Origin of the sequence: Cellulomonas sp. H30R-01, from assembly GCF_010119915.1 — a bacterium.
Lineage (GTDB): Bacteria > Actinomycetota > Actinomycetes > Actinomycetales > Cellulomonadaceae > Cellulomonas > Cellulomonas algicola.
The window spans coordinates 2,489,089-2,511,286 of record NZ_CP048210.1 but is presented as its reverse complement, the minus strand read 5'-3'; the positions used below and the strand labels follow the sequence as shown (position 1 = coordinate 2,511,286).

19 protein-coding genes are annotated in these 22,198 nt (G+C 77.0%); 14 read left to right on the top strand and 5 right to left on the bottom strand.

Going from position 1 to position 22,198, the window contains the following annotated elements; all coding sequences use genetic code 11:
* Positions 1-18 precede the first annotated feature (18 nt).
* The 12 genes from GXP71_RS11145 (at position 19) to GXP71_RS11090 (ending at position 13,922) form a co-directional block, all read left to right on the top strand.
* The gene (locus GXP71_RS11145) at positions 19-1,563 is read left to right on the top strand and encodes an NAD(P)H-hydrate epimerase (protein ID WP_162352719.1); all 1,545 of its coding nucleotides are present in this window, start codon (positions 19-21) and stop codon (positions 1,561-1,563) included.
* Positions 1,564-1,618: 55 nt separating this feature from the next.
* On the top strand, positions 1,619-2,254 hold the full coding sequence (locus GXP71_RS11140) for a nucleoside/nucleotide kinase family protein (RefSeq protein ID WP_162352718.1): 636 nt from the start codon (positions 1,619-1,621) through the stop codon (positions 2,252-2,254).
* 181 nt (positions 2,255-2,435) lie between these two features.
* Complete coding sequence (gene alr / locus GXP71_RS11135) at positions 2,436-3,704, top strand: alanine racemase (RefSeq protein ID WP_162352717.1); 1,269 nt, start codon at positions 2,436-2,438, stop codon at positions 3,702-3,704.
* The gene (gene tsaE, locus GXP71_RS11130; protein ID WP_162352716.1) at positions 3,701-4,252 is read left to right on the top strand and encodes a tRNA (adenosine(37)-N6)-threonylcarbamoyltransferase complex ATPase subunit type 1 TsaE; all 552 of its coding nucleotides are present in this window, start codon (positions 3,701-3,703) and stop codon (positions 4,250-4,252) included. Before alr ends, tsaE begins: the two co-directional genes overlap by 4 nt.
* Before the next feature lie 4 nt (positions 4,253-4,256).
* On the top strand, positions 4,257-4,946 hold the full coding sequence (tsaB, locus tag GXP71_RS11125) for a tRNA (adenosine(37)-N6)-threonylcarbamoyltransferase complex dimerization subunit type 1 TsaB (protein WP_162352715.1): 690 nt from the start codon (positions 4,257-4,259) through the stop codon (positions 4,944-4,946).
* A complete protein-coding gene (gene rimI, locus GXP71_RS11120) occupies positions 4,943-5,428 on the top strand; it encodes a ribosomal protein S18-alanine N-acetyltransferase (RefSeq protein ID WP_162352714.1) in 486 nt (161 codons plus the stop codon). Before tsaB ends, rimI begins: the two co-directional genes overlap by 4 nt.
* Positions 5,425-6,285 carry a sulfurtransferase gene (locus GXP71_RS11115; protein ID WP_162352713.1) on the top strand — a complete coding sequence of 287 codons (861 nt, stop codon included), beginning with the start codon at positions 5,425-5,427 and terminating at the stop codon, positions 6,283-6,285. Before rimI ends, GXP71_RS11115 begins: the two co-directional genes overlap by 4 nt.
* A gap of 111 nt (positions 6,286-6,396) precedes the next feature.
* Positions 6,397-7,701, top strand: a complete 1,305-nt coding sequence (locus tag GXP71_RS11110) for an SWIM zinc finger family protein (RefSeq protein WP_162352712.1) — start codon at positions 6,397-6,399, stop codon at positions 7,699-7,701.
* Positions 7,698-9,203, top strand: coding sequence for a DUF5691 domain-containing protein (locus GXP71_RS11105; protein ID WP_162352711.1), 1,506 nt, complete (start codon positions 7,698-7,700; stop codon positions 9,201-9,203). Before GXP71_RS11110 ends, GXP71_RS11105 begins: the two co-directional genes overlap by 4 nt.
* Positions 9,200-10,291 (top strand): AAA family ATPase, encoded by a 1,092-nt coding sequence (locus GXP71_RS11100; protein WP_162352710.1) that lies wholly within the window; start codon positions 9,200-9,202, stop codon positions 10,289-10,291. The genes GXP71_RS11105 and GXP71_RS11100 overlap by 4 nt, the downstream gene beginning before the upstream one ends.
* The gene (locus tag GXP71_RS11095) at positions 10,288-12,675 is read left to right on the top strand and encodes a DUF5682 family protein (RefSeq protein WP_162352709.1); all 2,388 of its coding nucleotides are present in this window, start codon (positions 10,288-10,290) and stop codon (positions 12,673-12,675) included. The genes GXP71_RS11100 and GXP71_RS11095 overlap by 4 nt, the downstream gene beginning before the upstream one ends.
* Positions 12,672-13,922: a VWA domain-containing protein gene (locus GXP71_RS11090; RefSeq protein ID WP_162352708.1), complete on the top strand. Its 1,251-nt coding sequence runs from the start codon at positions 12,672-12,674 to the stop codon at positions 13,920-13,922. Before GXP71_RS11095 ends, GXP71_RS11090 begins: the two co-directional genes overlap by 4 nt.
* Before the next feature lie 86 nt (positions 13,923-14,008).
* Here GXP71_RS11090 and GXP71_RS11085 read toward each other — a convergent pair whose 3' ends face one another.
* Positions 14,009-14,650, bottom strand: a complete 642-nt coding sequence (locus tag GXP71_RS11085) for a malonic semialdehyde reductase (RefSeq protein ID WP_162352707.1) — start codon at positions 14,648-14,650, stop codon at positions 14,009-14,011.
* 86 nt (positions 14,651-14,736) lie between these two features.
* Between GXP71_RS11085 and tsaD the strand changes: the two genes are divergently transcribed.
* A complete protein-coding gene (tsaD, locus tag GXP71_RS11080) occupies positions 14,737-15,789 on the top strand; it encodes a tRNA (adenosine(37)-N6)-threonylcarbamoyltransferase complex transferase subunit TsaD (RefSeq protein ID WP_162352706.1) in 1,053 nt (350 codons plus the stop codon).
* Between the two features lie 11 nt (positions 15,790-15,800).
* Here tsaD and GXP71_RS11075 read toward each other — a convergent pair whose 3' ends face one another.
* Both GXP71_RS11075 and GXP71_RS11070 read right to left on the bottom strand, forming a co-directional pair.
* On the bottom strand, positions 15,801-16,304 hold the full coding sequence (locus GXP71_RS11075; protein WP_162352705.1) for a hypothetical protein: 504 nt from the start codon (positions 16,302-16,304) through the stop codon (positions 15,801-15,803).
* Positions 16,301-16,690: a PadR family transcriptional regulator gene (locus GXP71_RS11070; RefSeq protein WP_162352704.1), complete on the bottom strand. Its 390-nt coding sequence runs from the start codon at positions 16,688-16,690 to the stop codon at positions 16,301-16,303. The genes GXP71_RS11075 and GXP71_RS11070 overlap by 4 nt, the downstream gene beginning before the upstream one ends.
* A 129-nt stretch (positions 16,691-16,819) precedes the next feature.
* On the opposite strand from GXP71_RS11070, the gene GXP71_RS11065 reads away from it, so the two are divergent.
* A complete protein-coding gene (locus GXP71_RS11065) occupies positions 16,820-19,504 on the top strand; it encodes a PKD domain-containing protein (protein WP_162352703.1) in 2,685 nt (894 codons plus the stop codon).
* Between the two features lie 120 nt (positions 19,505-19,624).
* Here GXP71_RS11065 and GXP71_RS11060 read toward each other — a convergent pair whose 3' ends face one another.
* Positions 19,625-20,773 carry a glutamate--cysteine ligase gene (locus tag GXP71_RS11060; protein ID WP_162352702.1) on the bottom strand — a complete coding sequence of 383 codons (1,149 nt, stop codon included), beginning with the start codon at positions 20,771-20,773 and terminating at the stop codon, positions 19,625-19,627.
* Positions 20,773-21,960: a class I SAM-dependent methyltransferase gene (locus GXP71_RS11055; protein ID WP_162352701.1), complete on the bottom strand. Its 1,188-nt coding sequence runs from the start codon at positions 21,958-21,960 to the stop codon at positions 20,773-20,775. The genes GXP71_RS11060 and GXP71_RS11055 overlap by 1 nt, the downstream gene beginning before the upstream one ends.
* Positions 21,961-22,198 lie beyond the last annotated feature (238 nt).

Sequence of the window (22,198 nt, the reverse complement as noted above, 5' to 3'; positions counted from 1 at the left end):
ACCTGCGCGCACGCCAGGATGAGACTCGTGCTGCTCTCGTGGAACGCCGCCTCCGTCCGTGCCGCCGAGGAGCCCTTGCTCGACGCGGGCGTCCCGCTCATGGAGCGCGCCGCGTTCGCGCTGCACGTCGCGGTCGTGCGCGAGGTCGTGCGGCGTCGCGGCCGGTTCGCCGGCGCGCGCGTCGTCGTGCTCGCCGGGGCCGGGAACAACGGGGGCGACGCGCTGCACGCGGGGGCCCTCCTGGCGCGGCGCGGTGCGCGCGTGCGGGTGGTCGCGACCGCGGACCGGCTGCACGAGGGCGGCCTCGCGGCGCTCCGGGCCGCCGGCGGACGGGTGCGAGGGCTCGTCGACGACGCGTCGGGGACGGGCGGGCCGTGGCCCGCGGTGACGGTCGCGGGAGCGGTCGACGAGGTCCTGGCCGCGGACGTCGTGCTCGACGGCGTGCTGGGGATCGGGGCACGCGGCGGCCTGCGCGGACCGGTCGCGTCGCTGGTCGAGGAGGTCCGCGCCGCGACCGGCGACGTGGACGGCCCGGTGGTCGTCGCGGTCGACCTGCCGTCCGGCATCGGCGTGGACGACGGGACCCGCACCGGCGCCGTGCTCGACGCCGACGTCACGGTGACGTTCGGCGGGGCCAAGCCCGGGCTGCTGCTGCCGCCCGCCGCCGCGTCGACGGGCCGCGTCGAGGTCGTCGACCTCGGTCTGGACCTGCCCGAGCGGCCCGACGTCGCGACCCTCCACACCGACGACGCGGCAGCCCTGTGGCCCGTGCCCGTGCGCGACGCGCACAAGTACTCGCGCGGCGTGGTCGGGGTGGTGGCGGGGACCCGCACCTACCCGGGAGCGGCCGTGCTCGCGGCGTCGGGTGCGGCGCTCGCGGGCGTCGGCATGGTCCGGTACGTCGGCGACGCGGGCGACGCCGTGCTCGCCGCCCGGCCGGAGGTCGTCGTCGGACCCGGCCGGGTGCAGGCCTGGGTCCTCGGGCCCGGGGTCTCGCCCGACGACGCCGCCCAGCGGCGACGCGTCCAGCGGGCGCTCGAGGGCGTGCTGCACCGCGGCGAGGCGGCGGTCGTCGACGCGGGCGCGCTCGACCTGCTGCCCGAGCGGGTCGGCGCGCACGTCGTCCTGACGCCGCACGCGGGTGAGGCCGCCCGGCTCCTCGCGCAGCGCGGTGTCGACGTCGAGCGGGCGGACGTCGAGGCGGAACCGCTGCGGTGGGCACGCGAGACGCACGACCGCACCGGCGCGACCGTGCTGCTCAAGGGTGCGACGACGGTCGTCGTCGGGTCGCACGGTGTCGTCTACGCGCAGTCGGACGCGCCGCCGTGGCTCGCCACCGCGGGCGCCGGCGACGTGCTCGCGGGCCTGCTCGGGGCGCTGCTCGCGGGACGCGTCGAGGACGTGCACGCCGACGCCACGCTGGCCCCCGCGCTCGCGGCGACCGCCGCGCTCGTGCACGGACGGGCCGCGGACCGGGCCAACCCCGGCGGGCCCGTCACCGCGCTCGCGGTCGCGCACGCGCTGCCCGCGACGGTCGCCGACCTGCTCGGGCGGGCCGCGTGACCGCCGTCGTCGCCGCGGTCGGGAGGGACGTCGTGGCGCGCTCGGAGGAGGCCGCATGACCGCCCCCGCGACGACGCTCGACCGCGACCTCGCGTCGCGGGTCGAACGGCTGCTCGCCACGGGCCGCCGCGCGGTGCTGGGGATCGCCGGGGCGCCCGGTGCGGGCAAGTCCACGCTCGCCGCGCAGGTCGCGGCCGCCTACCCCGACGTCGCCGTCGTCGTGCCGATGGACGGGTTCCACCTCGCGCAGACCGAGCTCGAGCGCCTCGGCCTCGCGGACCGCAAGGGGGCGCCCGACACGTTCGACGCCGCCGGGTTCGTCGCGCTGCTTCGGCGGCTGCGCGAGCCGCACCCCGACGAGGTCGTCTACGCGCCCGAGTACCGCCGCGACCTGCGCAACGGGGTCGCCGGGGCGATCCGGGTCGCGCCCGACGTCCCGCTCGTCGTCACCGAGGGGAACTACCTCCTGCTCGAGGCGCACGGCTTCGCGCCCGTGGCCGGGCTGCTCGACGAGGCGTGGTTCGTCGCACCCGACGACGACCTGCGGCTCGCCCGACTGGTCGCGCGGCACGAGGCGTTCGGCAAGCCCGCCGACGCCGCGCACGCGTGGGCGCACGGTCCCGACGAGCGCAACGCGCGGCTGGTCGCGGCGACCGCGGGGCGCGCCGACGTCGTGGTCCGCCCGGCCTGAGCCGGTCGACGCGCCCGGCTGTCGACCTGACCGGCCTCCCGCCCTCGACCCGGGTCTGGTGACCGCCCGGGGGCGCGTCGCGGTACCGAGGCCCGGGTCGTCGGTGCCGGGTCTGCTGGAGAGGTCGCCCGCGTCGCCGGATCGACGGGCGCCGGTGGGTGCGGGTGCGACACTGGGCGCCGTGAGCCAGTTCCCCTCGCGTGCCGTCGTCGACCTCGCCGCGATCCGCGGCAACGTGCGCAGCCTCGCGGCGCACGCACCGACGGCGCAGGTCATGGCCGTCGTGAAGGCCGACGCGTACGGCCACGGGCTCGTCCCGAGCGCGCAGGCCGCGGTCGAGGGCGGCGCGACGTGGCTGGGCGCGGCGCAGGTGCCGGAGGCCGTCGCCCTGCGGCGGGCCGGGATCGTCGGCGCGCGCGTGCTCACGTGGCTGTACGCGCCCGGCGCACCGCTGCGCGAGGCCGTCGAGGCCGACGTGGACGTGTCCGTCGCCGCGGCGTGGGCGCTCGACGAGGTCGTCGCCGCGGCGCGCGCCGCCGGCAGGACCGCGCGGATCCACCTCAAGGTCGACACGGGGCTCGGGCGCAACGGCCTGACGCCCGCGGACCTCGGCGCGCTGCTGCCGGACGCCCTGCGCGCCCAGGCGGAGGGCGCGGTCGAGGTCGTCGGCGTCTGGTCGCACCTCGCGTTCGCCGACGAGCCCGCGCACCCCACCGTCCGCGCGCAGGCCGTCGTGTTCGCCGACGCGGTGCGCGCCGTCGAGGCCGCGGGTGCGCACGTCGAGGTGCGGCACCTCGCCAACTCGGCCGCGACGCTCACCGACCCCGCGGTCCACCACGACCTCGTGCGCCCCGGCATCGCGGTGTACGGGCTGTCGCCCGTGCCGCAGCTCGGGGGTCCCGAGGACTTCGGGCTCGTGCCCGCGATGACGTTCGAGGCCGAGCTCGCGACCGTCAAGGCCGTCCCCGCCGGCCACGGCATCTCCTACGCGCACCAGTACGTGACCCCGCACGACACGGTCGTCGGCGTCGTGCCCGTCGGGTACGCCGACGGGGTGCCGCGGCACGCGTCGGGCACGCAGGACCGGCCCGGCGGGCCGCTGCGGGTCGGCGGGCGCACGCTGGGCGTCGCCGGTCGCGTCTGCATGGACCAGGTCGTCGTCGACCTCGGCCCGGGGGCCCGCGAGGTCGCCGGGGACCGGGTCGAGCTGTTCGGCACCGGCCGCGACGGCGGCCCGACCGCCGAGGACTGGGCGCGCGCGGCGGGCACCATCTCCTACGAGATCGTCACGCGCGTCGGCGCCCGCGTACCGCGCGTGCACGTCGACAGCGACGCCGACCCCACCACCGCCGCCACGCCCGTCGCGGGCGAGCACGGCACGTCCGACGCCGGGACGCCCGGCCCCGCCGCGGGCGACGCGCCCGCCCTCACCACGGAGGTGGCCCGATGACCGACGCCGTGACCACCGGCCCCACGGCCACGGTGCGCCTGCCCGACAGCGACGCGACCCGCGCGTACGGGCGCGCGCTCGCGGAGGTGCTGCGCGCGGGCGACCTCGTCGTCCTCACGGGCGACCTCGGCGCGGGCAAGACGACGCTCACGCAGGGGATCGGCGTCGGGCTCGGGGTGCGTGGGCAGGTGGCGTCGCCGACGTTCATCATCGCGCGCGAGCACCCGCCGCTCCCGCGCCCGGACGGCACGCGCGGCCCCGGGCTCGTGCACGTCGACGCGTACCGGCTGTCGTCGCTCGACGAGGTCGACGCGCTCGACCTCGACTCGAGCCTCGACGAGGCCGTCACGGTCGTCGAGTGGGGCGAGGGCTGGGTCGAGGGCCTCGCGGCCGACCGGCTCGAGGTGACGGTGGTCCGCCCGCGTGGCGGCGTGGACCCGGCCGACGACGAGGACGCCGCCGCGGGCGAGCGGGTCGTCACGGTGCGGGCGGTCGGCGACCGCTGGGCGGGCGTCGCGCTCCCCGGCGCGGACGCGGTGGCAGGCTGACGCCGTGCCCGTCCTCGCGCTCGACACCTCGGCGGCCGTCGCGGTCGCCCTCCTCGACGACTCCGGCGCGGTCCTGGCCGCGCGCAGCGACGACCAGCCGCGCCACCACGCCGAGCTGCTCGCTCCCATGGTCGCCGCCGTCCTCGCGGACGCGGACGTCGGCCGGTCGGCGCTGACGTCGGTCGTCGTCGGCACGGGTCCCGCGCCCTTCACCGGGCTGCGGGTCGGGCTCGTGACCGCCCGCACGCTCGGTCTCGCGCTCGGCGTCCCCGTCCGCGGCGTGCCGAGCCTCGACGGCGTGGCCGTGGCCGCGTCGCGCGTCCTGGACGCCGGGTCGACCGTGCTCGTCGCCACCGACGCCCGCCGTCGCGAGGTCTACTGGTCGCTGTACCGCACGGACGGCGCCGGTGGCGTCGACGTGCTCGTCGCGCCCGAGGTCGGTGCGGCCGACGACGTCGCCGCGGACGAGCGGACAGCCGGTGCGGTCGTCGTCGGGCGCGGCGGCCTGCTGTACCCGGTGCTCGGTGCCGCGGACGACCTGGAGGACCGCGGCCTCGTCGACCCCGACCCCGCAGCGCTCGCGACGCTCGCCGCGCAGCGGTCCGCGCACGGCGAGGAGCTCCCCACGACGCCGCTCTACCTGCGCCGCCCCGACGTGACCCCGGCCGCGAGCCGCAAGCGCGTGCTCGGATGACCGCGGGAGCGCCGGGCGTCGAGCTCCGTGCGCTGACGACGCAGGACGTGCCGGCGCTGGTCCGGATGGAGGACGAGCTGTTCGGCGCGGGCGCGTGGTCCGCGCGGTCGCTCCTCGAGGAGATCGTCGGACCGGGGCGGTGGTACGTGGGCGCGCAGGACGCCGCGGGCACGCTCGTCGGGTACGCGGGGCTGTGGTTCGACGGCGAGGACGTCCAGGTCATGACCGTCGGGACCGACCCCGCGCACCAGGGCCGCGGCGTCGGCCGGCTGCTGCTCACCGCGCTGCTGGACCACGGGCGGGCGCTCGGTGCCCGTGCCGCGCTCCTCGAGGTCCGGGTGGACAACGCCCCGGCGCTCCACCTGTACGAGAGCGCGGGGTTCGAGCGGCTGGGCCTGCGGCGCGGGTACTACCAGCCGGAGAATGCCGACGCATGGACCATGCGGCTCGACCTGCGCCGCGACGAGGGGGAGGCACCATGACGGAGCAGCGGACGCGACGAGCGACCACCCGCGAGGCGGTGCTCGTCGACCCGGTGGAGCTGGCGGCTCGCCTCGCCGGCGACGAGCCGCCCGTGCTGCTGGACGTCCGCTGGGCGCTCGGGCGCGACGACGGTCACGAGCAGTACCTCGCCGGACACCTGCCAGGTGCGGTGTACGTCGACCTCGACACCGAGCTCGCGTCGATGCCGAGCCCCGAGGAGGGGCGGCACCCGCTGCCGGCCGTCGCCGACCTCGAGGAGGCCGCGCGGCGCTGGGGCGTGCGCGAGGACCGTGCGGTGGTCGTGTACGACGACGCGGGCGGCACGTCGGCCGCGCGCGCGTGGTGGCTGCTGCGCTGGGCGGGGCTGGTCGACGTCCGGCTCCTCGACGGCGGCCTGACCGGCTGGACCGCGGCCGGGCTCGCGCTCGAGGCGGGGTCGGTCACGGCCGACCCGGGCGACGTGGTGCTGTCCACGGGCGCGCTGCCGACGATCGACGCCGACGACGCGGCCGGCTGGGACGGTCCGCTGCTCGACGCGCGCGCGCGTCCGCGGTTCCTCGGCGAGGTCGAGCCCGTCGACCCGCGGGCCGGGCACATCCCGGGTGCGGTGAGCGCGCCGACGGTCGACAACCTCACCGAGGACGGCGTGTTCCGCTCCGACGACGCGCTCCGGGACCGGTTCCGGGCGCTCGGCGTCGAGGCCGGTGCGCCGGTCGCCGTCTACTGCGGGTCCGGCGTGACGGCCGCGCACGAGGTCGCGGCGCTCGCCGCGGTCGGCATCGACGCGGCGCTCTACCCGGGGTCCTGGTCGCAGTGGTCCAACGACCCGTCCCGACCGGTCGCGACGGGGGACTGAGGGGCGGCACCGGGGCGCCCGTCCGGCAACCGGGCGAACCTGGTGCGCTCGCCGCGGGCGACGGGCGCAGACGCGCCGGACGTGTCGGGGCCGACGGCTACGCTCGCGCGCGTGCCGACGTGGACCCAGGAGCAGGTGCTCGCGCTCGCGCCCGACGCCTCGTCCGTCGCGGCGGGCCGCAAGCTCGCGAGCCCGGCGCCCTGGAGCTCGATAGGTGTCACCCAGACGCCCGCCGCGGTGTGGGGCCTGTGCGCGGGCTCGGGCAAGAACCCGTACGCGACCGTGGTCGACCTGAGCGGGCCCGCGTACTCGTGCACGTGCCCCAGCCGGAAGTTCCCCTGCAAGCACGCCCTCGGCCTGCTGCTGCTCTGGGCGGCCGGGCAGGTCCCGGCGGCCGACGCCCCGGCCGACTTCGCCGTCGCGTGGCTCGACGCACGGGCCGCGCGGGCGCAGAAGGCCGCGGCACCGGCGGCGGTGCCCGACCCCGAGGCGGCGGCGCGTCGCGCCGAGCAGCGGGCCGACCGGGTCGCGGGCGGTGTCGCGGACCTGCGCCGGTGGCTGCGCGACCAGCTGGCCGCGGGTCTCGCCGGCGCCGACCGCGCGGGGTACCGGCCGTACGAGCAGGTCGCCGCCCGGCTCGTCGACGCGCAGGCGCCGGGGCTCGCGGACATGGTGCGACGGCTGCCGTCCGTCGCGGCCTCGGGCGACGGGTGGCCCGGCCGGCTGCTCGACGAGCTCGCGATGCTGCACGTCCTGGTCGAGGCGCACGACCGCATCGGCACGCTGCCGCCCGACCTCGCGGCGGTCGTGCGGCGACGGATCGGGCAGCCGACCCGGACGGAGGACGTCCTCGCGACACCCCCGGTGCGCGACACGTGGGTCGTGCTGTCGCAGACCGACCGCGTCGACGGGCGTCTCACGGTGCGCCGGGTCCACCTGCACGGGCGCGCGACCGGGCGGGACGTCGCGGTCGTGTCGTTCGCCGCTGCCGCGGGACAGCCGCTCGACGCGTCGCTCGTCGTCGGGACGGAGCTCGACGCGGACGTCCACACCTACCCCGGCGACCCGTTGCGGGCGCTCGTGGGCACGCGGCACTCCGAGGCCGTCACCGCGACCGCTGCACCTGCGGCCGTCGGGCTCGCGGACGTCGCCGCGGTCTGGTCGGCGACGCTCGAGGCCGACCCGTGGGCGTCGACGGTGCCGGTCGTCGCGGGGCCGGTCACGGTCGGCACGGACGGGCAGCGGTGGTGGCTCACGGACGGCACGGACGCGCACGCGCCCGTCGCGGCGGGCGTCGAGCCGTGGGGGCTGCTCGCGGTGTCGGGCGGCCGCCCGGTGACCGTGGCGGCCGACCGCACGGCGACGGGCCTCGCGCCGCGCGCCGCCTGGACCACGGAGGGGCTGGTCGCGCTGTGACCGACGACCTCGCGACCGCCGCCCTGCTCGGCACGGACCGTTCGCCCGCATCGCCCACGACGACCGACCCGGTGCTCGCGGCCGCCGCCGCCGGGCTCCCCGAGCGCGACGACCCGGCGACCCGGCTGCTGGACGCGGCCGCGCTCGCCGCCACGGCCCGCCGCGCGACGGGCAGCCAGGTGATCGCCGGCCCCCCGCCGCCGCCGGCACCGGACGAGACGCTCCCGGTGTGCGGTGCGGCGGCCGCCGCGCACCTGCGGGCGCTCCTCGCGGGCGGCACGGAGGCGGTCGACCTGCTCGCGCTGTGGCTCAGCACCGCGGCGGTGCGCGGGCTGCGGATCCCGCCCGCGCTCGTCGTGCCCGTGCTCGAGGCCGTGGCCGCCGAGCCCGGGGGACGACCCGGGCTGCGCGCGGACGCCCTGGTCGCGGCCGGTGAGCGCGGGCGGTGGCTGGCCGCGCAGCACCCGACCTGGCGCGCGCTGCTGCCCGCCCCGGCTCCTGTCGACACCGGCACGGTCGACGGCGACGACCCGGCGTGGCGGCACGGCGACGCCGCCGAGCGCGCCGCGTGGCTCGACCGGGCGCGGACGGCCGACCCCGCGACCGCCCGTGCGCTGGTCGCCGAGGCGTGGCGCAGCGCCGGGGCGCAGGAGCGCGCGACGCTCGTCCGTGCGCTGCGGTCCCGCCTGTCCCCGGACGACGAGCCGTTCCTCGACGCGGCGCTCGCGGACCGCTCGGTCGCGGTGCGGGCCGCGGCCGTCGGCGTGCTGGCCCACCTGCCGTCGTCGGCGTTCGTGGCCCGGTGCGCCGAGCGCGCGCTCACCTCCGTGACGATCACCCGGCGCATGCTGCGCGACCACCTCACCGTCGAGCTCCCCGAGCCGGAGCCCGACGACCCCTTCGCCGCGCCCGCGCTCGGTGCCGGGGCCAAGGCGGCGCTGCTCACCCGGCTGGTCGAGGTCACGCCGCTGTCCGCCTGGGACCGGCTCGGTCGGGACCCCGGCGCCCTCGCGCAGCTGGCCGCCGCCGCCGACGCCGGGCCGCTGCTGGACGGCTGGACGGCCGCCGCGGAGCGCGAGCACGACCCGCGGTGGGCGCGTGCGCTGCTGCGCGCGAGCCCCGGGCGGTCCGCGCAGGCGGCCGCGACGCTCGGTGCCGTCCTCGACCCCGGCGACCGCGCCGACGTCGTGCGCGCCGTGACGGCGACGGTCGGCGCGACCTCCGCGGGACAGGCGGCGGTGGCAGGCCTCGTGCAGGGGATGAGCGGACCGTGGTCCGAGCCGCTCACCGTCGCCGTCGCCGAGTGGGCAGCCCGCCAGAGCGCCGTCTGGGGCATCGCGGGCGTCCTGCGCCGGCTGGGGCACGACGCCGAGCCCACCGCCCGCACCGAGGCCCTGCTCCGCGCCGTCGCGGGCCGCGCCGGCCCCCACGTCGCGCCGTCGCTCACGCGTGCGGCCGACCTCGTCCACGAACGCCGCACGATCCTCGAGGAGCTCACGTGACCGACACCGCCGACCTGCTGCGCCCGCACGCCGAGCAGGCGTTCGCCGACGAGCTCGCCGCGCTGGCCGCGGTCGACGACCGTCCCCGCCCGCCCGCGTGGCGGCTGTCGCCCTGGGCCGTCGTCACCTACCTGCTCGGTGGCACGCTCGCCGACGGGACCGTCGTCAGCCCGAAGTACGTGGGCCCGCGTCGACTCGTCGAGGTCGCGGTCGCGACGCTCGCGACCGACCGCGCCCTGCTGCTCCTCGGCGTCCCCGGGACCGCGAAGACCTGGGTCAGCGAGCACCTGGCCGCCGCGGTCAGCGGCCGGTCGACGCTCGTCGTGCAGGGAACCTCCGGGACCGGCGAGGACGCGATCCGGTACGGCTGGAACTACGCGCGCCTGCTCGCCGAGGGGCCGACGCAGGCGGCCGTCGTCCCGTCGCCCGTCATGACCGCGATGCGCGAGGCGTCGATCGCGCGCGTCGAGGAGCTCACGCGCATCCCGTCCGACGTGCAGGACGCGCTCATCACGATCCTCTCCGAGAAGTCGCTGCCCGTGCCCGAGCTCGGTGCCGAGGTGCAGGCCGCGAAGGGGTTCAACGTCATCGCGACCGCGAACGACCGCGACCGTGGCGTCAACGAGCTGTCCTCGGCGCTGCGCCGCCGCTTCAACACCGTCGTGCTGCCCCTGCCCGGGACCGCCGCGGAGGAGATCGACATCGTCACCCGACGGGTCGCACAGCTCGGCCGTGCCCTCGAGCTGCCGCCGGTCCCCGCCGCCGCGGAGGAGATCGCCCGCGTCGTGACGGTGTTCCGCGAGCTGCGCTCCGGGCGGACCGAGGACGGCCGCACCGCGGTGAAGTCGCCGTCCGGCACCATGTCGACCGCCGAGGCGATCTCCGTCGTGACGAACGGCCTCGCGCTCGCCGCGCACTTCGGCGACGGCGTCCTGCGGCCCGCCGACGTCGCCGCGGGGATCGTCGGCGCCGTCGTCAAGGACCCGTCGTCCGACACCGTCGCCTGGACCGAGTACCTCGAGGCCGTCGTGCGCGAGCGGCGGGACTGGGCCGACTTCTACCGCGCGTGCCGTGAGGTCACCGCGTGACGCAGACCGCCGAGGCGCGCGTCGAGGTCATGGGCGTGCGGCACCACGGACCGGGGTCGGCGCGCGCCGTCGTCGCGGGCCTCGACGCGCTCGAGCCCGACGTCGTGCTCATCGAGGGCCCGGCGGACTGCGACCACCTCGTGCCGTTCGTCGCGGGCGGTCGGCTCGTCCCGCCGGTCGCGATCCTCGCGGCCGTCGCCGACGACCCCGCGACCTCGTCGTTCTGGCCGTTCGCCGAGTTCTCGCCCGAGTGGCAGGCGCTCGTGTGGGCGACCGCGCGCGGGGTGCCCGTGCGGTTCGTCGACCTCCCCGCCGCCGCCGTCCTGGCGGCGCGTGCGGCGCAGGACGCGGCTGCGGGGGAGGGCGCCGACGACCCCGAGGGTGACGGGGAGCAGGACGGCGGCGAGGTCGACCCGGAGCAGACGCACGTCGGGGGCGACGAGGAGCAGACCGACGGCGAGGCCGACGCACCCGCTCCCGCTCCCGCCGACGGCGTCGTGCCGTGGACCGACGACGACCCGACGTCGCCCGCCGCGGTCCGCCGCGACCCGGTCGCCGCCCTGGCGGCCGCCGCGGGCTACGACGACCCCGAGCGCTGGTGGGAGGACGTCGTGGAGTCCCGCACCGACGGGCCCACCCCGTTCCCGGTGATCACCGAGGCCATGGCCGCGCTGCGCGCCGCCGCGCCCGAGCCCGACGAGCACGAGGCGCGCCGCGAGGCGCACATGCGCCAGCAGCTCCGCGCGGCCCTCAAGGCGGGTCACCGCCGGGTTGCGGTCGTGTGCGGCGCGTGGCACGCGCCCGCGCTCACGACGCCGCTGCCGCCCGCCGCCGGCGACGCCCGGCTCCTGACCGGGCTGGCGAAGAAGAAGGTCACGCTGACGTGGGTGCCGTGGACGTCGTCGCGCCTCGCCCGCGCGTCGGGCTACGGCGCCGGCATCGCCTCGCCCGGGTGGTACGAGCACCTGTTCCGCACGGACCGCGACGTCGTCGCGAGCTGGCTCGTGCAGGTCGGTGCGGCGCTCCGGGAGAAGGACCTGCCGGTGTCGTCGGCGCACGTCATCGAGGCGGTCCGGCTCGCGGAGACGCTCGCGACCGTGCGCGGGCGGCACCTGCCCGGTCTCGCGGAGGTGACCGAGGCGACCCGCGCGGTGCTGTGCGACGGCGACGACGCGCTCGTCGCGCACGTGACCGCGGAGCTCGTCGTGGGGGAGCGGCTGGGCGAGATCGGCGACGACGTGCCGACGGTGCCCCTCGACGCGGACCTGCGTGCGACCGCGCGCCGCCTGCGGCTCGCGTTCTCGGCGGTGCCGCGGACGCTCGAGCTGGACCTGCGGCGCGACCACGACCTCGCGCGCTCGCGGCTCCTGCACCGGCTCACGCTGCTCGGCGTGCCGTGGGGGCTGGCGGACGAGGCGCGCTCGCGCAGCACGGGCACGTTCCGAGAGGCGTGGTCGCTCGTCTGGCGTCCGGAGCTCGCGGTCGCGGTCGTCGAGGCGGCACTGTGGGGCACGACGGTCGAGGCGGCGGCGACCGCGCGGTGCGTCGACCGGGCGGCGGACGCCGACCTGCGCGAGCTCACCGGCCTGCTGGAGGTGGCGCTGCTGGCCGACCTGGCGGCCGCGGCCGGTCCGCTGCTGGCCCGCGTCGACGAGCAGGCCGCGCACGACGGGGACATCGGTCGCCTCATGGCCGCGCTGCCGCCGCTCGTGCGCGCCCACCGCTACTCCGACGTGCGGGGCACGGGCACCGCCGACCTCGCGCGGGTCGCCGACGGGCTCCTCGCACGCATCTGCGCCGGGCTGGCGGCCGCGGTCACGGGTCTCGACGACGAGGCCGCGTCGGCGCTGCGCGGTCACGTCGACGCGACGCACGCCGCCGTCCGACTGCGCGACGATCCCGACGGCCTGCGCGCGTGGCTCGGCACGCTGCGCGCGGTCGCGGACCGGGCGGACATCTCGGGGGCGCTCACGGGCCGCGCGACGCGGCTGCTGCTCGACGCGGGCGAGCTCGACGCGGACGACGTGCGGGCACGGATGGGGCGGCACCTGTCCTACGGGACCCCAGCGCGCACGCAGGCGGCGTGGGTCGACGGGTTCCTCGCGGGCGGCGGGCTGCTGCTCGCGCACGACCGCGCGCTGCTCGGCGTGGTGGACGACTGGCTCGCGACGCTGCCGACCGACGCGTTCACCGACGCCCTGCCGCTGCTGCGCCGCACGTTCGGCGCGATGCCGCCGGCCGAGCGGCGCAACGTCGGCGACGCGGCGGTCGCGGTCTCGGCCAGCGGACGCGGTCCGGCGGCCTCGACCACCGTCGCCGTCGACGCGGACCTCGCCGCCGGTCCGCTCCGGACGGTGGCCCTGCTGCTGGGAGCGACGCGATGAGCGACGGCACGGGCGACGGCACCGCCGACGTGGGCGACGGGACGGGGCAGGCCGCGGGCGGGCCGGCACGGGTCGACGAGGCGACGCGGCTGCGCCGCTGGCGGCTCGTGCTGGGCGAGGCGGGCGGCGTGGCCGCGCCGCTCGGCCGGGACGAGGCGGCGATGGACGCGGCGCTCGCGGCGCTGTACGACGGCGACGGGCCGGGTCCGCGCGGCGCGGGGTCGTCGGGGTCGCGGTCGGCGGGGCTCGGCGGCTCGGCACCACGCGTCGCACGGTGGCTCGGCGACATCCGCACGTACTTCCCGACGTCGGTCGTCGAGGTCATGCAGCGTGACGCCGTGGACCGGTTGGGGCTGCGACGCCTGCTGCTGGAGCCCGAGCTGCTGGCGTCGGTGCAGCCCGACGTCTCGCTCGTGTCGACGCTGATCTCGCTGAACCGCACGCTGCCCGAGCAGACGCGCGCGACGGCACGGCACGTGGTCGCGACGGTCGTCGCGGAGATCGAGAAGCGCATCGCCGCGGCGACGCGGTCGGCGGTCGCGGGGGCGCTGCGGCGGGACCGGACGCACCGGCCGCGTCCGGGCGACATCGACTGGGACGCGACGATCCGCGCGAACCTGCGCCACTACCTGCCCGAGCACCGCACGGTCGTCCCGGCGCGCCTGGTGGGGCGGTCGCGCGCGCAGAACGTCGTCGCGCGGGACGTGGTCCTGGCGATCGACCAGTCGGGGTCGATGGCGGAGTCGGTGGTGTACGCGTCGGTGTTCGGCGCGGTGCTCGCCTCGATGCGGGCGTTGCGGACGTCGCTCGTGGTGTTCGACACGGCGGTCGTCGACCTGACGGACCGGCTCGCCGACCCGGTGGACGTGCTGTTCGGCACGCAGCTGGGGGGCGGGACCGACATCAACGGTGCGATCGCGTACGCGCAGTCGCTCGTGCGGCGTCCCGCGGACACGTTGTTCGTGCTGATCAGCGACCTGTACGAGGGCGGGATCCGCGACGAGATGCTGCGGCGGGTGGCGTCGATGACCGCGTCGGGCGTGCAGGTCGTCGTGCTCCTGGCCCTGTCGGACTCGGGGGCTCCCGCGTACGACCGGGACAACGCGGCGGCGCTCGCGGCGCTGGGCGTGCCGGCGTTCGCGTGCACGCCGGACCGGTTCCCGGAGCTGCTCGCGGTGGCGCTCGCGAAGGGCGACGTCGGCGCGTGGGCCGAGCGGACGGCGGCTGCGGCGTCGTCGCGGGGGTGAGGTCCGGGCCCGGGCGCCGACGCTCGTCGGGGGCGTGACGTGCGGGACCCGGGCGCCGACGGTCGTCGCCGGCGCCCGGGTGGCCGTCAGACGGTGCGCGTGGTCTGCGCGTAGGTGAGGCGCGGCGCGCGCGGGTGGTGCGTGCCGTCGCCCTCGCGGTGGCCGACGTTGACGACGAACAGCGAGCGCCAGCCGGTGCCGGCGAGGAGGTCGGCGTCGATCGCGTCGGCGTCCATGCCGCCCATGGGGCCGGCGTCGAGGCCGGCGGCGCGCAGGCCGACGATGAAGTACCCGGCCTGGAGGAGCGCGTTGGTGCGGGCCATCTGCTCGCGCTGCTCGACCTGCGGCTCGAGCGCGTCGGCGAGCGCGGCCATGTGCGGCGCGAGGACGGGCAGGTGCGCGTGGAAGCCGGGGTCGGCGGCGAGCACGATCGAGACGGGGGCGGCGAGGACGCGCTCGCGGTTGCCCTCGGCCATGTGCGCGGCGAGCCGGGCGCGTGCCTCGGGGCTGCGGACGACGAGCAGGCGCAGCGGCGTGGTGTTGAGGGCGGTGGGGCCCCACTTGACCAGGTCGTACACGGCGGCGATCTGCTCGTCGGTGACCTCGTCGGAGGTGAAGGCGCCGACGGTGCGGGCCTCGCGGAAGAGGAGGTCGGCCACGTCGTCGGTGACGGCGAGGTCGGGCGTCGGGAAGTCGAGGCCGTCCAGGACGGGCGTGTCGGTGGTCATGTGTCGTTGAATCATCAACTAGGCCGCAGGATTCCACGAGGCGGCCGTGACGCTGCTCACACGGTGCGCCCACCTATCCTGGGCACATGTCTGCGACCGGCGCCCAGCCCCTCGTCCTCGGGATCGAGACGTCCTGCGACGAGACCGGCGTCGCCCTCGTCCGCGGTCACGACCTGCTGGTCGACGCGGTCGCGAGCTCGGTCGACGAGCACGCGCGGTTCGGCGGGATCATCCCCGAGATCGCCTCGCGCGCCCATCTCGACGCGATGGTCCCGACGATCGAGCGCGCGCTCGCGACGGCCGACGTCTCGCTCGGCGAGGTCGACGCGATCGCCGTCACCGCGGGCCCCGGCCTCGTCGGGCCGCTCACCGTCGGCGCGTCCGCCGCGAAGGCGCTCGCGCTCGCGCTCGACAAGCCGCTGTACGGCGTCAACCACGTCATCGGGCACGCCGTGGTCGACGAGCTCGTCGACGGCCCGTTCCCGGAGCGTGTCATGGCGCTCGTCGTGTCGGGCGGGCACTCGTCGCTGCTGCTGATCGACGACACCGTGCACGTCACCGAGCTCGGCTCGACGCTCGACGACGCCGCCGGAGAGGCCTTCGACAAGGTCGGGCGCCTGCTCGGCCTGCCCTACCCGGGCGGCCCCCACATCGACCGCCTCGCGCGGGACGGCGACCCGCACGCGATCCGCTTCCCGCGCGGTCTGACGGCGCCCAAGGACCAGGCGAAGCACGCGACCGACTTCTCGTTCTCCGGGCTGAAGACGGCCGTGGCCCGCTGGGTCGAGGCGCGGCAGGACGCGGGGGAGGAGATCCCGCTGCCCGACGTCGCCGCGTCGTTCGCGGAGGCCGTGGCCGACGTGCTCACCGCCAAGACGATCGCCGCGTGCCGCGCGCACGGCGTCTCGACGCTCGTGGTCGGGGGCGGCTTCTCGGCGAACTCGCAGCTGCGCGACATGGCCGCGAAGCGCTGCGCCGAGGCCGGCGTCGACCTGCGGATCCCGCCGATCCGCTACTGCACGGACAACGGCGCGATGATCGCGGCGCTCGGCTCGGCCGTCGTGCGCCGTGGCCTGCCGCCGTCGTCGCTGGACCTGCCGGTCGACTCGTCGATGCCGCTCACGCAGGTCCTGGTCTGACCTCGGCCCGCTCAGGCGGGTGACCACGCGCGCCACGCGCGCGACCCGAGCACGAACGTCACGGCGAACACGCCCGCGCCCAGCACCAGCCACTGCCACGACACCGAGGTCTCGACCCCCAGGGCGTCGGCCGTCGCGGTGTACTGGGTCGTGGCGCCGAGCGTCGTCCGCGTGAGCGTGCCGCCACCGAGGTCGAGGAGCGTGTCGAGCGTGCCGAGCGCGTACGCGAACGCGAGGTAGACCAGGGCGCCCACGGCGAGCCCGGCCCACACCCCGCCGGTCGCCCAGCGGGGCGTCCGTCGACCGAGCTCGGCGAGGTAGCCCTCGGCGAGCACGCGCGGGTGGCCGAGGCCGGCGACGGCGGCGCGCATGCCGATCTGATCGGCGGTCGCCGTGACCTCGCGGCGGACGTCGCGGACGAGCGCGCGGTCCTGGGGGTGGTCCTGGACGGCCCAGGAGAAGCGCGTGAGGTAGGCCTCGCGGACCAGACGGTCGCGGAGCGAGAGGGTGGTCATCGGGTCCTCCGGGAAGGGTCGTCGGTGGGCGCCGGTGCGGCGCCGGGGTCGGTCGGGGTGTCGGCGTCGAGCACGCGCGCGACGGTGCCGGCGAGGCGCTGCCAGGACCGCTGCGCGCGCGCGAGCTCGGCGGTGCCGGCGTCGGTCGGCACGTAGTACTTGCGCGCCGGGCCCGCCGACGACGCGACGAGCCGCGAGGAGACGCGTCCCTCGCGCTCGAGCCGGTTGAGCACGGGGTAGAGGGTCCCGGCGGCCAGGTCCGTGAGGCCGGCGTCCTGGAGGCGTGTGACGAGCTCGTAGCCGTAGGACTCGCCGCGGCCGAGCGTCGCCAGCACGAGCATCGGCAGCACGCCCTTGAGGAGCTGAGGGTCCCGGTCGTCGTCCACGGGTCGAGGCTATGCCTACTAGTAGGCGATGACAAGTAGCAGGCGACGACATCACCCGGCCGACCCATTTCCGGGTGATTGACACGGTTTGTCCGGCCGGGTGCACTGGACGCGAGCCCAGGAGTCGCCATGCCCCCGCACGACCGCCCCAGCCACGCACCGCGCCGCACCCGTCACGAACCGCGTCACACCCGCCCGGACCGCCCGCACGCGCCCGCCCACGCGCTCCCGGTCGCCCACCGCGAGGCCCGGCGCCGTCGGCGCGCCGCGGTCGTGCTCCTCCTCGTCGCGGGCCTCGTCGGCGGGGGCCTCGCGGCCGCACCCGCGGGCGCGGCCGAGCCGGCGCCCTTCACGTTCGTCGTGCTGCCCGACACGCAGAACTACGTGAGCACGTCCGCGAACCAGGCGACGATGGGCGTCCAGACCCGGTGGATCGCCGACCACGCCGACGAGCTCGACGTCGCGTTCGTGTCGCAGGTCGGTGACCTCGTCGGCGTCGACACCGCGGACGTGCAGTGGCAGCGGGCGTCGCAGCACATGGCCGTGCTCGACGCGGCCGGGGTGCCGAACGCCGTGCTGCCGGGCAACCACGACATGAACCTCACGACCGGCGAGGCGCCGCTCTACCGGCAGTACTTCCCGCCGAGCCGGTACGCGGACGCGTCCTGGAACGGTGCCACCGCGTCGTACGGCGGGTACCTCGGGCAGGGGCTGTTCGGGCCCGACCCCGTCGACCGGCAGAACATGGACTCGTTCGCGCTGTTCAGCGCCGGTGGCATGGACTTCCTGCTGCTCAGCCTCGAGATGAATGCGCCCGACTCCGCGCTCGACTGGGGCCGCCGGGTCCTCGCCGCCTACCCCGAGCGGCGCGCGATCGTCGCGACGCACTCCTACGTCGACACCGCGGGCGGGCTCACGACGCAGGTCGCGCGCGCCGACGGCGGCAACAGCGGCCGGGCGATCTGGGAGGAGCTCGTCCGGCCGTCGTGCTCGGTCTTCCTCGTCGTCTCGGGCCACTTCAGCGAGGGCGACCTCGGCGAGGCCCGCCGCACCGACACCAACGCGTGCGGGCAGCCCGTGCACGCCGTGCTCACGGACTACCAGGACCGCGCCAACGGCGGCGACGGCTGGCTGCGGTACTACACGTTCGACCCCGCGGCCGACGAGATCCGCGCGACGACGTACTCGCCGACGCTCGACCGCTACGAGACCGACGCCGACAGCAAGTTCACGCTGCCGTACGCGATGACGGGCACGGCGCCCGACCCGGACCCCGGGCCGCTCGCCGCCGACGCGTTCGGGCGGACCGTGGCGGGCGGCTGGGGCAGCGCCGACACGGGCGGGCCGTGGTCGGTCGGCGGCGGGACCGCGCGGTTCGCCGTCGGGGGCGGCACCGGCCAGCAGTCGCCGCTCCCGGGCGGCACCGTCACCGCGACGCTCGGCGGGGTGTCGTCGACCGCGACCGACGTGACGACGACGGTCGCGCTCGACCGCATCCCGAGCAACGCGCTCTACGCGACCGTGTCCGGGCGCGTGGTCGGGTCCGGCGACTACGGCGCGCGCGTCAAGGTGCTCGCGGGCGGTGCGGTCCAGCTGCACACGGAGCGTTCGGGCACGGTCCTCACGGGCGGGACGCTGCCGGGCGTCACGCTCACGGCAGGCGAGCGGCTGCGGGTCCGCACGCAGGTCGAGGGCACGTCGCCGACCGTCGTGCGGGTCCGCGCGTGGGAGGACGGGCAGCCGGAGCCGTCGACGTGGCAGTTCACCGCCACCGACGCGACCGCCGCGCTGCAGGGCGCGGGCGGTGTGCGGCTCCAGACGTACGTGAGCTCGACGACGACCGGCGGCGCGCTCACGGCGCGGTGGGACGACCTGCTCGTCATGCCGATCGGCGCGGCGCCGCCGCCCCCACCGCCGAACCAGCCGCCCACGGCGTCGTTCACGGCGACGACCGCCGGCCTCACCGCGTCCGTCGACTCGGCGGGGTCGACCGACGCCGACGGCACGATCGTGTCCCGCACCTGGTCGTTCGGCGACGGTGGCACGGCGACCGACACGACCGCGTCGCGCACGTACGCCGCGGGCGGCACGTACACCGTCACGCTGACGGTGACGGACGACGACGGCGCGACGGCGACGACGACGCGCGCGGTGACCGTCACGGCCCCGCCGCCGCCCCCGCCGACGACAGCGCTCGCCGCTGACGCGTTCGCGCGCGTCGTGACCGGCGGCTGGGGGGCCGCCGACGCGGGCGGCGCGTGGACGGTCGCCGGTGGCTCGGCGCGGTTCTCCGTCGGCGGCGGGACGGGTGCGACGCAGGTTCCCGCGGGGGCGACGCTCACCGCGACGCTGGGCTCGGCCGCGGTCGCGGCGACCGCGACGGACGTGCACACGACCGTCGCGCTCGACACCGTCCCGGACGGGCCGCTCTACGCGACGGTCTCCGGGCGGGTGGTCGGGTCCGCGGACTACGGCGCCCGGGTGAAGGTGCTCGCGACCGGCGCGGTGCAGCTGCACACCGAGCGGTCCGGCACGGTCCTCACGGGCAACACGCTGCCGGGTGTGGTGCTCACGCCGGGTGCTCGCCTGCACGTGCGCGTGCAGGTCCAGGGCACCGCGCCGACGACGGTGCGCACGCGGGCCTGGCTCGACGGCACACCCGAGCCGACGACGTGGCAGTACACGACGACCGACGCGACGGCGGTGCTCCAGACGGCCGGGGGCGTGCGCCTGATGGCGTACCTCAGCTCGTCGACGACGAACGGCCCGACGACCGTCCGCTGGGACGACCTCGTCGCGACCCGCCTGCCCTGACCTCCGCCTGCGTCACGGTGACGGCGCCCGACGCCTGGCCGGGCGTCGGGCGCCCGCGACCCGGGGCCGGGTACCGCACGGACCCGCGACCCGGTCCTCAGGCCCGGGTCGCGACCCGGGCTACAGGGGGCGGCCAGCCTCGAGCTCGGCGACGAGCGAGCGGACGACCGCGTCGAGCTCGCCCGCGTGGCGGCGGGCGACGGCGCGCTGCCGCTGGTAGGACGCACCCCGCCGGAGGATGACGCGCACCTGGTCGAGCTCCTCGCTGCACCCGAGCCGCTCCGCGACGGGCGCGAGCTCGACGAGCCAGCGGCCCACGGCGTCGGTGACGAGCTCCTCGTCGCCCGCGGCGTTCGTGATGATGATCGCGTCCATGCCGTAGCGGGCGGAGCGCCACTTGTTCTCCTGCGCGAACCACGGCGGCAGCGCGGGCAGCGGCTCACCGCGGTCCAGCATCGACGAGAAGTGCTCGACGAAGCAGTGGGTCAGCGCGGAGATCGCGGTGACCTCGAGCAGGTTGGTCGCACCGTCGGCCACGCGCATCTCGAGCGTCCCGAACCGCGGCGACGGGCGGACGTCCCACCGCACCTCGTCGAACTGGTCGATGACGCCGGTGTGCATCATGTCGCCGACGTACTGCTCGAGCTGCTCCCACCGCTCGAACCCGAACGGCAGACCGGCGGTCGGCAGCTGCTGGAACAGCAGCGCGCGGTTGGACGCGTACCCGGTGTCCTTGCCGCCCCAGAACGGCGACGACGCGGACAGCGACTGCAGGTGCGGGAACACCGTGAGCATCGCGCGGGACAGCGGCAGCACCTTGTCGCGGTCCTCGATGCCGACGTGCACGTGCACGCCGTAGATGAGCATCTGCCGGCCCCACCACTGCGTGCGGTCGATGAGCGTCGCGTAGCGCTGCTTGTCGGTGACCTTCTGCTGCGCCCAGTTCGCGAAGGGGTGCGTCCCCCCGCCCATGAGCTGGATGCGCAGCGGTTCGGCGGCCGCGGCGACCTCGTCGAGCGCGCGGCGCAGGTCGGCGCCCGCCTCCCCGACGGTCCGGCACACGCCCGACGCGACCTCGACGGTGTTGAGCAGCAGCTCCTGCTTGATGTGCGGGTGCTCGGACCCGTCGGTCGGCCGCACGGTGTCGAAGATCGCCTGGGCGGCCTGCCGCAGGTCGCCCGAGTCGGCGTCGACGAGCGCGACCTCCCACTCGAGCCCGACGCTCGACCGCGCGGACCGCGCGAACGGGAGCGTGACGGGCGCGGCCATCAGACGCGCTCCACGACGAGCACCTGCTGGTGCCCGGCGACGCGGGTCAGGACGACGGTGGCGTCGGCGTCGCCGCGCAGGTCGAGCTGCTTGCGGAGCTGCTCGGGCACGACGGCCGTGCCGCGCTTCTTGATGGTCAGCCGCCCCACGCCGCGCTCGCGCAGGTACGTGCGCAGCCGCTTGAGGCCGAACGGCAGGGTGTCGAGCACGCGGTACGCGGTGGCGACGGGTTCGTCGTGCAGCTCGTCGGACGTCACGTAGGCGATCGTGGGGTCGACGAGCGTCCCGCGCACCCGGTGGGCGACGTCGCCGACCAGCCCGGCGCGGATGACGGCGCCGTCGGGCTCGTAGAGGTACGCGGCCACGGGGCCGGCCGCGGCGTGCGCGGGCCCGTCGGGACCGGTGCTCAGGGTGTGCGCCGTCGTCCCCGACAGCACGAGCGCCGACCGCCCGGGGCCCTCGGGCGCGAGCGGGCCGAACCAGAGCCCGACCTCGACGACGTCGCCGTCGACGGACACCCACTGCGCGTGCGCGTCGGCCGGGAGCGCCGAGTGCGGGACCCCCGGGCCGAGCTTGAGCCCGAGCGCGGGGACGCGGTCGCGCAGCGCGAGGACGGCGTCGAGCGGCGGCGCGTACGCGGCGGGGTCGAACACGCGGCTGCCCGACGACGTGCGCCGCGCGGGGTCGGCGTACACCCCGTCGACGCCCTCGGCGACGAGGTCGAGCGTGAGCCCGTCGGCGTGCCGCACCTCGGTGTCGGGGAAGTGCCGCAGGTTGACGGTGGCGATCGCGGCGGTGGCCTCGTCGACGTCGGTCGCGAGCACGGCGAGCCCCATGCCGGCGAACGCCATCGCGTCGGCGCCGATCCCGCACGTGAGGTCGGCGACCCGCGTGCTGCCGGCGTCGCGGTACCGGCGGGCGTGGTGCGCCGCGACCGTGAGCCGCGTGGCCTGCTCGAGGCCCGCGGCGGTGAAGAGCATGCCGTCGGCGAAGTCGCCGAGCTTCGCGCGGGCCCGCGCGCGCAGCCGGGACTGCGTGAGCGCGGCGGCGACGAGGGCCGGGTCGAGCCCTTCGGCGTGCAGGCGCGCGGACAGCGCCATGGTCCGCTGCTCGTCGTACGGCGGGAGCGCCGAGAGCAGCGCCCATCCCTGGGGGCTGAGCAGCGCGCTGAGGCCGGCGGCGTCCATGCGGGCGATCCTTGCACGGCCCGACCGCCCGCACGACGGGCCGAGCGGCCCGACCTGCCACCTCCGGCACGTCCGTGCCACGACCGCTCGTTGGCACTCGCCTTGACCGAGTGCTAACGCGTTCCTAGAGTGAGGAGCTGGCACTCTCCTGGCGAGTGTGCCAGCTGCGCACCTGGTCACGGCACCCGCGACGACGTGAGTCGGTGCGCTCGGACAGCTCGAACACGACTCACATGCG

Coding starts and splice junctions, on each gene's coding strand:
- GXP71_RS11145 (WP_162352719.1), top strand. CDS start 19: ATGAGACTCGTGCTGCTCTCGTGGAACGCCGCCTCCGTCCGTGCCGCC.
- GXP71_RS11140 (WP_162352718.1), top strand. CDS start 1,619: ATGACCGCCCCCGCGACGACGCTCGACCGCGACCTCGCGTCGCGGGTC.
- tsaE (WP_162352716.1), top strand. CDS start 3,701: ATGACCGACGCCGTGACCACCGGCCCCACGGCCACGGTGCGCCTGCCC.
- rimI (WP_162352714.1), top strand. CDS start 4,943: ATGACCGCGGGAGCGCCGGGCGTCGAGCTCCGTGCGCTGACGACGCAG.
- GXP71_RS11115 (WP_162352713.1), top strand. CDS start 5,425: ATGACGGAGCAGCGGACGCGACGAGCGACCACCCGCGAGGCGGTGCTC.
- GXP71_RS11090 (WP_162352708.1), top strand. CDS start 12,672: ATGAGCGACGGCACGGGCGACGGCACCGCCGACGTGGGCGACGGGACG.
- GXP71_RS11085 (WP_162352707.1), bottom strand. CDS start 14,650: ATGACCACCGACACGCCCGTCCTGGACGGCCTCGACTTCCCGACGCCC.
- tsaD (WP_162352706.1), top strand. CDS start 14,737: ATGTCTGCGACCGGCGCCCAGCCCCTCGTCCTCGGGATCGAGACGTCC.
- GXP71_RS11075 (WP_162352705.1), bottom strand. CDS start 16,304: ATGACCACCCTCTCGCTCCGCGACCGTCTGGTCCGCGAGGCCTACCTC.
- GXP71_RS11065 (WP_162352703.1), top strand. CDS start 16,820: ATGCCCCCGCACGACCGCCCCAGCCACGCACCGCGCCGCACCCGTCAC.
- GXP71_RS11060 (WP_162352702.1), bottom strand. CDS start 20,773: ATGGCCGCGCCCGTCACGCTCCCGTTCGCGCGGTCCGCGCGGTCGAGC.
- GXP71_RS11055 (WP_162352701.1), bottom strand. CDS start 21,960: ATGGACGCCGCCGGCCTCAGCGCGCTGCTCAGCCCCCAGGGATGGGCG.